Below are 10966 nucleotides of genomic sequence, written 5' to 3'. Positions count from 1 at the left end.
GTCGGGGCCGGGGCGCAGTGGGCCTGTCGGCGGTCGAAGGAAGCACTGAGGTGGTGCTGCAGCCGGACGTGGCGGAACTGGTAGACCGCGCCGGCCTGGCGCAGGACCCCCCGGTGGTACGCGTCGTCCAGGAACGAGGCGGTGTCCCAGGGCAGTCGGCCGGTCAGGGGCAGCCAGACGCGGGACAGGACCACCCATTGGCCCCAGGCGGTGAACGAGAACACGTAGGACAGCGCGCCGCCGAGTCCGCAGACGGCTCCGATGAAGAGCCCGTCCGCCATTTCCCAGAGCATCGGGCCCAGGAACTCCTGGAGCACAGCGATGACCGGAAGGCCGCCGAAGGCGATCGTGAGGGCGAGCAGCGGTGCGAGGACGAGGGCCTGGCGGCCCACCGTCGTGCGGTTGGAGGACAGCAGATCGGCCGGGGTGGCCGCCGAGTCCACGTCGAGGGGGGCTTCGAGAACGGCCAGCAGGCCGAACACCAGGCCGGCGCTGGCCCCGAAGACCACCCCGAACCCCAGCATGTTGATGAGCGTGCCCTTGGCCACCTCCGCCGTGAACGGCATGCCGCCGGCGAACACGCGGTCCAGGGTGAGGGCGGACGCGGAGCCGACGCCCAGGACGAATCCGCCCAGCAGGACGATCGCGAACCGGCCGGTGAACGTGTGCAGCGGCCTGCGGCCGATGCCGCCGCGCGCGCCCGGCAGTCGCAGCCGTACACGGGTCGGCTCGAACTTCCCGCCGCCGAACCGGGCGTGGACCCAGTAGACGGCTCCGAAGGCGAGTCCGGCGGCCGGTCCCATGAGGGCCCCGACCAGAAGGGACTCGGCGAGGTCGACCTGGTAGGCGAACAGACCGACCAGCCACTCGGAGACCGCGACGCACAACGTGGTGGCCACCACGACCGCCGCCGCCCGGGTCGGGTACCGCAGTGAGGCGCCGAGCTGCCACCAGGCGAGGTCCTGCTGGTCCCGGCCGAGCCGGGCCATGTGGTGGGCCAGGTAGCCGAGCCAGCGCTCGGCCTGCTCCGGGTTCCGCTCCCAGCGCTCCTGCCGGGGATCGGTGTCGCTCCGCTCGCGGACGCGACGCCGGTAGACCGTCGGCACGAAGCCCGCCAGCAGGTGCTCCTCGATGCGCTGCCCGGTAGGGAACCGCGTGCTGTTCAGCAGTTCCCCCGGATCCCGTTCGGATGTTCGGCTGTACATCGTCCGGGCGAGGACGATCATCAACGGCGTGCTGAGCACCTCGGCAAGGTTCCTGCCCCCGGGGCTGCGCTGGTCCCGCAGTTCGTCCAGGACGGTGTCCCATACCGCCCGCGTACCGCTGCCGCGGCCGGCCGGGCGGGCGGTCCAGGGCAGGTAGTCCGCGACATCCTCCGGCGTGAGGTCGACGAGTTCGAGACCGGAGGCCCGGACCAGCGGGGCGTGCGCCGCGTGGACCGCGTCGGCGAACTCCTTGCGCCGGCTGGTCAGAACGAGCCGCAGATCGACGGTGTTGAGAGCCTCCAACGCCTCCCGCCGGAGGCCCTCCGCGATCTCGTCGAACCCGTCCAGGACCGGGAGGATCAGGTCGGCGTCCACCAGCGCGGCGGCCAGCGTCGACCCGCCGGGGCCCCGGCGGGTCAGGTCCGGATGGTCACGCAGCAGCCGATCGGCCAGCCAGTCCCGCAGGGCGACGGCCGTCGGGTCCCACGAGCCGATGCTGAAGACCACCGGCACCCGGTCGGACGGGGAAGGAGCGGCCAGGAAGTCCAGCACGAACCTGATCGCCAGAACGGACTTGCCCGAGCCGGCCCGGCCCAGGATCACCAACCGGCCCGAGGCGACCCGCCGATAGACCTCGGCCACACTCCGCAGATCCCCACTCAGGTCGGTCCGGGACGAACCGGAGTCGGCGGGCAGGCGCTGAACGGTCTCGTCGTGGTCCAGCAGCTCCGCAGGCGCACCTTGCCATCGCACAGGCAACGGGAACGGGTCCTGAACCCGACTGTGCTCCTCCTCCCGCTGCCACCGTCGCCGCACCTCCTTCGCCAACCCGCGAGCGACCCCGGCCAGCGGATCGTGCACCGGCTCGGGGCCTGCCGGCGCGCCGTAGTGGTAGTGGTAGTGGTGGACGATGTCCCGGCCGGCGGCGGTCGACCCGTCGCCGGACGCCTCCACCCGTACCGAGTGCGACGCCGAGCCCGCACCCGCCGCACCCGCCGCGTCCGTCCCGCCGACAGGGCGTTGCTGCACCGGCGCTGTGACCCCGTCGCCCGTCCTCCCGTCCGCCGTGCTCTCCTGTCCGACCGCGCGGCGGCTTCGGCCGTTGTCCGCAGCGGGCCTCTTCTGCCAGGGGAAGGCCGGTGGGGTCACCGCCGGGGACCCTCCAGGTCGATGCCGTGGATGTCACCGCCGGCGGCGACGGATCCCGGCCCGGTGGCGCGTACCTCGCGCCTGTCGATGCGGGGCGGGGCGTCACCGCCGCTCGGTGCGGACGGCTGCCCGGATCCCACCGCGGTGATGTCGCCGGCGGCGCCGACGCCACCGTTCTCGGCCACCACATGCACCTCACGCACATCACCGGCGGCCGCAGCACCGCCCCCACCCTGCGCCCCCTCCCTACCGGCCGGCATGTCGGCCGCGGCCCCCCGCAGCAGCCCGCGCACCGTGACCGCCAGACCCACGAGCGCAGCGAGTGCGCCAGTCACGCTCGCGAGCCTGTCCGCGGTCTCCAGGTCCACCAGGACCGGGACCGCCACCAGGGCGGTCCCGGCCACCGCACATACTCCGGCCGCCGTCCACCATGCCCATCGACGCACTCGGCTTCCACCCCAAATCCCCACCGGCACAGTCCCCGTGGCCGAATTCTCCCACCGCCCGGGCCCTCCTGTACGGCGAAACACTCCCACATCCCCGTCCCACAACGTTGCCGGACCTGCCGTCCGGCTGACGCCCCCTGGCTGACGCCCGGCTTACGCCTCCCGCCCTGCTGTGCCCGGCCCGCCGAGCAGGCCGCCGACGCCATCGCCTTCTGCACCGGCGGCCGTGCCGGGGAACGGCCGGTGAATCTGCGGTTCCGCTGCGGGGCCGGGGGCGTGACCGGGGCCGTGGGAGCCGGTGGATCGGCCACGGATTGGCTGCAAACCGTGCAGACACCGATTCGGAAGAGGATCTACCGTTTCCCGCCGAGGGGGCTGCTTCGCCTGCCCTCTCGGGTTCGGGGACCGGATTTCGTACCACTCGATCTGCCCTACGGAGGAGAACTCGACATGTCCGTGAAGAAGACTGCATCCCGCCTCGCCCTCATTGCCGCGACCACCATGCTCGCGCTCGGCGGCCCGGGCGGCCTCGGCGGCCAGGCCAACGCCAGTGTCGAGAACATCGACAGCTGGAACTCGTTCACCTGTGCCCAGCAAGGTGGTTACTACTGCCTCTGGTACAGCCCCAACCACGGCGGCGGCTTCTGGACCAGCCGCGTCGTCGCGACTCCCACGATCAGCGGGAACTTCACCGACGGCAACCCCGTGCGGAACAACGCCGCCTCCGCCGAGAACGCGAGCGCCTGCAACGTCGGCATCTGGGTCTACCCGAACTACATGGGCGACGAGAACTGGCTGAGCCCCAACAGGGGCGGCAACCTCACCCCGTGGCTCAGGAACAACGAGGCGTCGATGGCCCTGGACGACGCCACGCGCGCCTTCTGCCCCACCGTCTGACGATCCGCCCCGTGACCAGGGCCTGCCCGCCGGCACGAACACCGGTGGGCAGGCCGCCCCGCGAACCCGAAGGAGACCGGCCGTGACTGCCGCAGCGAGAGTCCGCCGAGGGCGGCTCCTGGCGCCGGCGCTGATCGCCCTGGCGGCAACTGGCTGCTCCTCGGGGCAGGCCGCGCCGCCGCCCGCCCCGGCGCCCCCGCCCGCGGTGGTGGCGACTCCCACGCCCGAGCCCTCGCAGGTGGCCGAACTCCAACTGCCGATCGCGGAGTACATGCTGACGCCCCAGCAGTCGGCCGAGCTGAAGTGGCTGAACACCAAGAAGGTCGCCATCTGCATGAAGCAGTACGGCTTCGACCTGCCGATCGCGCCGGCTCCGGTCGTCTCGGCCTCCGACTCCCTCCTGTTCCGTCGCTACGGCCTGACCGATCCGGTGAGCGTCAGCACCTGGGGCTATCACCTGCCCAAGCGCGACACCGCCACTCCGCGGGCCACGCTCTCCCCGGCGGAGAACGCCCTGCTGCTCGGCCGGGACGCCACCGGCAAACCGCTGACCAGCTCGAACGGCCAGACGGTGCCGGCCGGGGGCTGTCAGGGCAAGGTGAACACCGATCTCGGGTCGCTGCAGCCCGGCGGACAGGGCCCGGGCGGTGGCGCGTCCCAGCTCGCCGGGCAGACCAAGGCCGAGAGCTTCTCCCGCTCGATGGCCGATCCGCGGGTGAAGGAGGTCTTCGGTCGCTGGTCGGAGTGCATGCGTGCCGCCGGGTTCAGCGCGCCGAACCCGGTGGAGGCCGGAGCGGATCTGCCGTCCGTGAAGGAACCCGAGCCGGACGCCGCGGAGATCCGCATGGCGCAGACCGATGTGGAGTGCAAGGCGCGCACCAACCTGGTCGGGGTCTGGTTCGCCGTCGAGGCCGACTACCAGAAGGCCGCGATCGCCCAGCAGCCGCAGGCGTTCGCGGCGCTCAAGGCCGAGCGCGACGCGCAGGCCGCCCGGCTCGCGCAGCAGATCGCCGGGCTGCCCGGCGGCTGAGCGCGGGGAGCGCCGCACGGGCCCCACCGGCCCCACCGGTCCAGGCGGCCGACCCCGCCGGCCGGCCCCGCCGGGCCGCCCCGTTCACCCGGACGCCGGAGCCCGATCGCGGGGCCCGCGGGCTTGCGGCGAGGCTGTCGGCATGACCGTCGACACCGAGAACCCGCCGTCCGCCCCGCCGGTGCTGGATGTCCGGCAGCGGAACGTCGTCTTCGCCACCATCGTGCTCGGCATGCTGCTGGCCGCGCTGGACCAGACCATCGTCGGCACCGCGCTGCCCACCATCGTGGCGGACCTCGGCGGGGCGGCGCACATGTCCTGGGTGGTCACGTCCTACCTGCTCGCCGAGACGGTGGCCACCGTGCTGGCCGGCAAGTTCGGGGACCTCTACGGGCGCAAGGTGCTGTTCCAGATCTCCGCGATCGTGTTCATCACCGGCTCGTTCCTCTGCGGCCTGGCGACGAACATGACACTGCTGATCGCCTGGCGCGCGCTCCAGGGGATCGGCGCGGGCGGCCTGATGGTGACGGCCATGGCGTTGATCGCCGACGTCATCCCGTTGCGCGAGCGGGGCAAGTACCAGGGCGCGATCGGCGCGGTGTTCGGCGTGGCGACGGTGATCGGGCCGCTGCTCGGCGGGCTGTTCACCGACCACCTGTCCTGGCGCTGGGCCTTCTACGTCAACGTGCCGATCGCCGTCGTGGTGGTGGCCGCCGCCGCCCGGACCATCCCCTCGGTGCGGGCGGCCGTCCGGCCGGTCGTCGACTACCTGGGCATCGCCCTGGTCGCGGTCGGCGCCAGCGCACTGATCCTGGCGACCAGCTGGGGCGGCAACGAGTACCCCTGGACCTCCGGGGTGATCATCGGCCTGTTCGTCGGCGGAGCCCTGGCCCTCGGCCTGTTCTGCTGGGCGGAGACCCGGGCCGTCCAGCCGATGCTGCCGATGCGGCTGTTCCGCACCCCGGTGTTCGCGGTCTGCTCCGTCCTCAGCTTCATCGTCGGCTTCGCGATGCTCGGCGCGCTGACCTTCCTGCCGACCTTCCTGCAGTACGTCGACGGGGACTCGGCGACAGTCTCCGGCGTGCGGATGCTGCCGATGGTGATCGGCCTGCTGCTCGCCTCCGTCGCGAGCGGCAACATCGTCAGCAAGACCGGGATGTACCGGCTCTTCCCGATTGCCGGGACCCTGGTGATGGCCCTGGGCCTCTACCTGCTGTCCCGCCTGGAGCCGGGCACCGGTACCGTGCTCGCCTCCTGCTACATGTTCGTCCTCGGTGTCGGCATCGGGCTGAGCATGCAGGTGCTCACCATCGCGGTGCAGAACACCGTCGACTACGCGGACCTCGGCACCGCGACCTCCGGGGTGACGTTCTTCCGCACCATCGGCAGTTCCTTCGGCACCGCCGTGTTCGGGACCGTCTACGCCAACAGCCTCCGGACCGAGCTGGCCGAGGGAGTGGCCGAGTCCGCCCGTTCGACCGGCGCCGACCCCGTGGCGCTCACCCGGGCGGCCGCGAGCCCGCAGGGCCTGCACGGCCTGCCCGCCGACCAGGCGGCGCCGATCGTGCAGGGCTACGCGGACGCCCTGCACACCGTGTTCCTGTGGACCGTACCGGTGGCCCTGCTGGGCTTCGTGGTCGCGCTGTTCCTCAAGCAGGTGCAACTGCGGGACACCGCGCGGGCGGGCTCCACGGACCTCGGCGAGGGGTTCGCCCAGCCCACCAGCGGAGACTCGGACCAGCAGCTGGAGTCGACGGTCGGCCGGATCGTGCGCGGGGCCGACCTCGACACGGTCCGTTCGATCGTCGACGGCGCCGACACCCGGGTCGACCTCGCCGGTGCCTGGGCGCTGATGGAGGTCGCCGGCCACACCAAGGCGGTCGGCCAGGCGTCGCTGGCCCTGATCGGCGCCCGCAAGCGCGTCCCGCCGGAGGTCCTGGAGCCGGTGTTCGACCGCATGGCCGGCGAAGGGCACCTCACCCGCGACGGCGACCGGCTGGCCCTCACCGCCACCGGCACGCACGAGGTGCGCGCGCTCGCCCGCGCCTGGTCCGACTGGCTCAACGACCGCCTCGAGGCCGACGCCGGGCGGCCCCGCAGCCCGCAGCTGCGGACCGCGGCCGAGGCGATCGCCTGGCGACTGCTGGTCGAGGACCTCGCCAACGGCCTGCCCGCACACGCCCGGGAGAAGGCCGTGGTGGGTGTGCGGGAACCGTCCTGAGCGATTCCCGACCCGCTCGGCCCGGCCCGGCCCGGGGTGACCCGTCCGGCCCGGTACGCCGCCGGTCGCCGCCTCGGCCGCCGCGGGCACCCGTGCGGGTGCCGCGTGGGTTCTCAGGCGGAGTCGGTGGCCAGGTACCGGTGCAGCGAGTCGGCCATCGCATGCACGAAGGCGTCCTGGTCCGTCCCGTCCAGCAGTTCCAGCGAGAGGTACGGGTTGAGGTCCTCCAGCTCGACCAGCAGCAGCTCGCCCGTGCTGGTGCGGCAGGCGTCGACGCGCTGGATGCCGTGGTCCAGGGTGTTCCACCGTACGAACCGGTCCGCGAACGCGAGGTCGTCGGCGCTCGCGCGGTACGGCTCCAGCTCCCAGCGGCGCTCGGGGTCCGGCGCGTACAGGGCGTACTGGAAGGCGTCGTCCACGTAGTAGAACGACACCTCGTGGCGGAAGTCGATCCGAGGCTGGACCAGCATCCCGCCGAAGTCCACGCCGGCGAGCTCGGCCCGCTCCAGGAAGGCCAGGCCGATGGAGTCCGCCCCCGCCTTCGGCTTCACCGCGTACTGCGCGGTCTCGGGAAGCCGCTCCAGGTCCTCGGCGCGGTCGACGGTCGGGATCACCGGGTACCCGGCGGCGGTCAGCTCGGTCAGGTACTGCTTGCCGGCCATGTCGCCGCGCCCGGTCAGCGGGTTGTAGACCCGGGTGCCGCGGGCGAGGGCCTGCGCCCGGAACGCGTCGTACGCCCGCTGGTAGTGCAGGACCGGGCCGCTGTTGCGCACCACAACGGCGTCGAAGCCGTCCATCAGCGCGGCCGCGTCCAGGGGGTGGCACACCGCGAGGTCGAACTCCGCCCGCAGCCTCGAGGTCAGCAGGATGTCCTCGTCGCAGTACCGCCGTCCGCGGGCGGGGTAGGCGAGGTCGGAGACGAAGAGGATGCGGGGGCGGGCGGTGGCCATGGTGCGGCTCCTTGTTCGAGTCCGCCCACGATAGTTCCTGCTCCCCGCTGCTCCCGGGGCGGCCCCGCGCCACCGGGCGGCTCCGGGTGTTCGAGCCGCCCGGGGCTTCCTGCGGTCCCTCCCGTCCCCCCGGCGGGGCCCGCTCACCGACCTGTGCCGCCCCCGTTCGGCCGGGGGAGGGGCAGGGGCGGCACGGCGGTGGCGGGTCAGGCCTTCGCGTCGGCGGAGGATTCGGCCCGCTGCTTGGCGACCAGCCGGTGGCGCAGGGCCGCGGAGGCGGGGTCGGCGTCCACCTCGCGCCAGCGGCGGCGGTCGAAGCCGGGCGTGTCGGCCCATTCCTCGGCGGCTTCCACCAGGGACTGCCAGCTCTGGCGGAGGTTGTTCAGGTTGTCCGTCCGGTGCCGGTCCTCGGGGGTCTCGATCAGACGCTCGAGCATCGCCTCGGCGCGGGCGGTCGCGGTGCGTACGAGACTGGACAGCGCCCGCGCGGCGCGCTGTTCCGGGCTGCCGAACGCGCCGTCCCCTTCCATGGGAAGGATCTGCTCGCGGAGGAAGGCATGGATGGCCCGGACATCGGCCGGGGTGAGGTCCACCGCGTAGTGCAGCGGCTCGGCGGGCGGGGTACTGGTGTCGGCCACGGGTGTTCCCTCGGTCTCGGGAAGGCGGTCGTACGTGTCGTCACGCCGACTGGATCGCCTCGGACAGGGCATGTCTACCGGATACGAGGGGATGTGACGAATGTTTCGGTGAGACCTGTCCGTCGGGGCGGTGGCCCGCGAACGGCACCCGGTCGCCCGGGTGCCGTTCGCGCCGGCCCACCCCGTGGGGGAGGGGCCCACCGTCCGCCGTGACGGTGCAGTCACGGGGCCTTGGTGTCGGGGATGCGGACGCCCTCGCCGAGGCAGTCGCGGAACTCGTACCACGGCGCGGGGCCGCTCCAGCGCAGGGCGGTGGCGGCGGTGGCGGTGTCGGCGAAGCGGCAGCCGTCGTAGAGCAGCTTGCCGGCGGTGGTGGCGGTGGACGTCGTCACGTGGTGGGAGCCGAGCAGCGCGCAGTCCTGGTAGCGGATCATCGGCCCGCGCGAGGGGTTGACGGCGTTGAAGCGGTAGACGTGCGCGGTGGCGTCGGTGGCGAACGGCTTGAAGGAGTTCGCGGTGTCGTCGCAGGAGACGAAGGTGATGCTGCCCTTGTACCAGGCCGAGTCGATGACCTTGTGGTCCTTGCCGCGCACCTCGAAGCGGATGCCCTGCGCGTACAGCCGCATCACCGAGTCGCCGCGCGGGCTGTTGGCGTTGAGCTTGAAGAAGGTGCCGGTCGAGTTCTCGTCCACGATGATGTACGAGCCGCCGATGAAGTTCATCGACCCGCCGCGCTCGTTGCGTACGAAGATGCCGGACTGGAACTCGACCTTGCAGTCACGGAACCAGTAGTTGAGGAACTGGTCCTGCTGGTTCTCGATGGGCTTGCCACCCATCACCAGGAAGGCGTCGGCGTAGGAGCCGCTGATCTGACAGTGGTCCCAGCCCATCTCGCTGTTGAGGTTGGAGGTGCCGGCTGGTCCGTCCAGGACGATGCCGGCCTTCCAGGTGCCGTGCCACTCGACGTCCGTGTACCAGGTGTCCTGGACGCCCTTGCCCACGGCGGAGAGCGCGAGGTTGAAGGTGGCGGTGGCGTCGCGGCCCTCGAAGGTCAGGCCGCTGAGGCGGATGTTCTTGTAGCGGCCGTCGTTGGTCCAGAAGACCGTGTCGGGGGTGGTCGGCGCGTAGACGATGCGCGAGAGCCGCTTGCCGTACCCGCTGATGGAGATGCCGTCGATCACGCCCGGGTTGTCGGTGCCGTGGGTGATGGGCAGCAGCGAGTCGGGCTGGGTCAGCAGGTAGGTGCCCGGCGGGACGAGCAGCACCTTCTTGGGGGTGTAGCCGGTCTTGGGAGCGCCCCCGAGCAGCTCCAGCGCGGCCCTGCGGAACGCGTCGTCGCTGGGCGTGCGGCCGCTCGGGTCGGCGCCCTTGGCGACGACGTCGACCACGTAGTCCGCCGGGCCGGCGGTGGCCGCGGCGCTCGCCGCCGAGGCGCCGCGGGTGCCGAGGGCGATGCTGCCCGCGAGCGCCCCCGCCCCGGTCATGCCGGCGAGCAGCGTCCGGCGGCCGGGCCGGCGCCCGCTCTCCGCTGCACCGTCGTCGTGCGTGCCGTCTGCGTGCGTGGTCATCGGTACCCCCGTGGGAAGAGAAACAGGCTGACTGCCACGGGCGACCAGAAGTCGATCATGGCGAGTCCGGGTGATCCTCTGTCATGTCCGCCCCGCGCCGCAAGCCCGGGCCACGGGGCCCGGGCCGTCCTGGACGGCATTCCCGCGATGACACCCGTTCGGCGGCGGGGTGTTCCTGACGGTCTGAAGACCGTTTCCCAGCCTCTTGACCACTGCGCCCGTTCGCAGGGCCCCCTTTCGCGCGTCCCGGTCAACCGAGCCAATGCGGCCGGTCAAACCGACAGTATGTCGGTTTGACCGGCCGTTTTGCTGTCCGGATACGCCGAGGGCTCCTCCCAGTTTCGTGAGGGGCCCTCGGCGTTTGTGCTGGTCGGGGTGGGTGCGTGGGGTGGGGTTAGGGCTCGGTGCTGTGCCGCCGGGGGGTCCAGTTGCCGGGGTTGTTCGGGGTGTAGCGGTTGGTGGGGCGGCGGCGGGCGGGCTGGGAGGCACTCTGGATGGTGTCGAGCCAGGCGGCGAGTTTGCGGTGGTTGGCGTAGGCGAGCTGGAAGGCGAGGAGGTGGGACTGGGCGGCGTGGCCGCGGATGCGGCGGGTGCGGGAGCGTTCGAGGGCTTCGTGGTCCTTGGCGTACTGGTTGAAGCGCTCGACGCGGTTGCGCAGGTGGAAGTAGAGGTGGACCCAGTCGGGCCGGGAGTGGTCGAGTTCCTGGCGGAAGCGGATCCCGGTGTCGCGGTGGAAGGTGAGGGACTCGCGCACGCACACCTCGGGGTGGCCGGCGGGCATGGAGGTGGGGTCGATGGGGACGAGGCGGGGGTCGCGCCCGAGGCTGCGGGGTTTGATCGGGCAGGCGGCGGTGGGGTGGGT

8 protein-coding genes and 1 pseudogene are annotated in these 10966 nt (G+C 72.3%); 3 read left to right on the top strand and 6 right to left on the bottom strand.

Annotated features, from left to right (window positions below; translation table 11 throughout):
• Both ADK60_RS16765 and ADK60_RS16760 read right to left on the bottom strand, forming a co-directional pair.
• Positions 1–2234 (bottom strand): NACHT domain-containing protein (locus ADK60_RS16765; protein WP_199839682.1); only part of this gene is annotated, 2234 nt, incomplete at its 3' end.
• Positions 2235–2350: 116 nt separating this feature from the next.
• The gene (locus ADK60_RS16760) at positions 2351–2758 is read right to left on the bottom strand and encodes a hypothetical protein (protein ID WP_053646875.1); all 408 of its coding nucleotides are present in this window, start codon (positions 2756–2758) and stop codon (positions 2351–2353) included.
• A 492-nt stretch (positions 2759–3250) separates the two neighbouring features.
• On the opposite strand from ADK60_RS16760, the gene ADK60_RS16755 reads away from it, so the two are divergent.
• From ADK60_RS16755 to ADK60_RS16745, 3 genes are all read left to right on the top strand, one after another.
• Positions 3251–3697 carry a peptidase inhibitor family I36 protein gene (locus ADK60_RS16755; RefSeq protein WP_053646873.1) on the top strand — a complete coding sequence of 149 codons (447 nt, stop codon included), beginning with the start codon at positions 3251–3253 and terminating at the stop codon, positions 3695–3697.
• An 82-nt stretch (positions 3698–3779) separates the two neighbouring features.
• Positions 3780–4727, top strand: a complete 948-nt coding sequence (locus ADK60_RS16750) for a hypothetical protein (RefSeq protein ID WP_159400464.1) — start codon at positions 3780–3782, stop codon at positions 4725–4727.
• Between the two features lie 142 nt (positions 4728–4869).
• Entirely contained in the window at positions 4870–6948 is a 2079-nt protein-coding gene (locus ADK60_RS16745) for an MDR family MFS transporter (protein ID WP_053646869.1), read from the top strand.
• A gap of 113 nt (positions 6949–7061) precedes the next feature.
• Here the strand turns inward: ADK60_RS16745 and ADK60_RS16740 are convergent, their stop codons facing one another.
• The 4 genes and pseudogenes from ADK60_RS16740 to ADK60_RS16725 form a co-directional block, all read right to left on the bottom strand.
• The gene (locus tag ADK60_RS16740) at positions 7062–7898 is read right to left on the bottom strand and encodes an ATP-grasp domain-containing protein (RefSeq protein ID WP_053646867.1); all 837 of its coding nucleotides are present in this window, start codon (positions 7896–7898) and stop codon (positions 7062–7064) included.
• A 206-nt stretch (positions 7899–8104) separates the two neighbouring features.
• Entirely contained in the window at positions 8105–8536 is a 432-nt protein-coding gene (locus ADK60_RS16735) for a hypothetical protein (RefSeq protein ID WP_053646865.1), read from the bottom strand.
• A gap of 221 nt (positions 8537–8757) precedes the next feature.
• Positions 8758–10104, bottom strand: a complete 1347-nt coding sequence (locus tag ADK60_RS16730) for a hypothetical protein (RefSeq protein ID WP_234371113.1) — start codon at positions 10102–10104, stop codon at positions 8758–8760.
• Between the two features lie 394 nt (positions 10105–10498).
• Positions 10499–10966 (bottom strand): annotated as a pseudogene (locus ADK60_RS16725) (hypothetical protein); the annotation flags it as partial.

It is taken from the genome of Streptomyces sp. XY431 (genome assembly GCF_001279805.1).
GTDB lineage: Bacteria > Actinomycetota > Actinomycetes > Streptomycetales > Streptomycetaceae > Kitasatospora > Kitasatospora purpeofusca.
This window is presented reverse-complemented; position numbering and strand designations above follow the sequence as displayed.

Excerpts from the sequence above, each read along its gene's own strand:
- ADK60_RS16755 (WP_053646873.1), top strand. The coding sequence starts at position 3,251 with ATGTCCGTGAAGAAGACTGCATCCCGCCTCGCCCTCATTGCCGCGACC.
- ADK60_RS16745 (WP_053646869.1), top strand. The coding sequence starts at position 4,870 with ATGACCGTCGACACCGAGAACCCGCCGTCCGCCCCGCCGGTGCTGGAT.
- ADK60_RS16740 (WP_053646867.1), bottom strand. The coding sequence starts at position 7,898 with ATGGCCACCGCCCGCCCCCGCATCCTCTTCGTCTCCGACCTCGCCTAC.
- ADK60_RS16730 (WP_234371113.1), bottom strand. The coding sequence starts at position 10,104 with ATGACCACGCACGCAGACGGCACGCACGACGACGGTGCAGCGGAGAGC.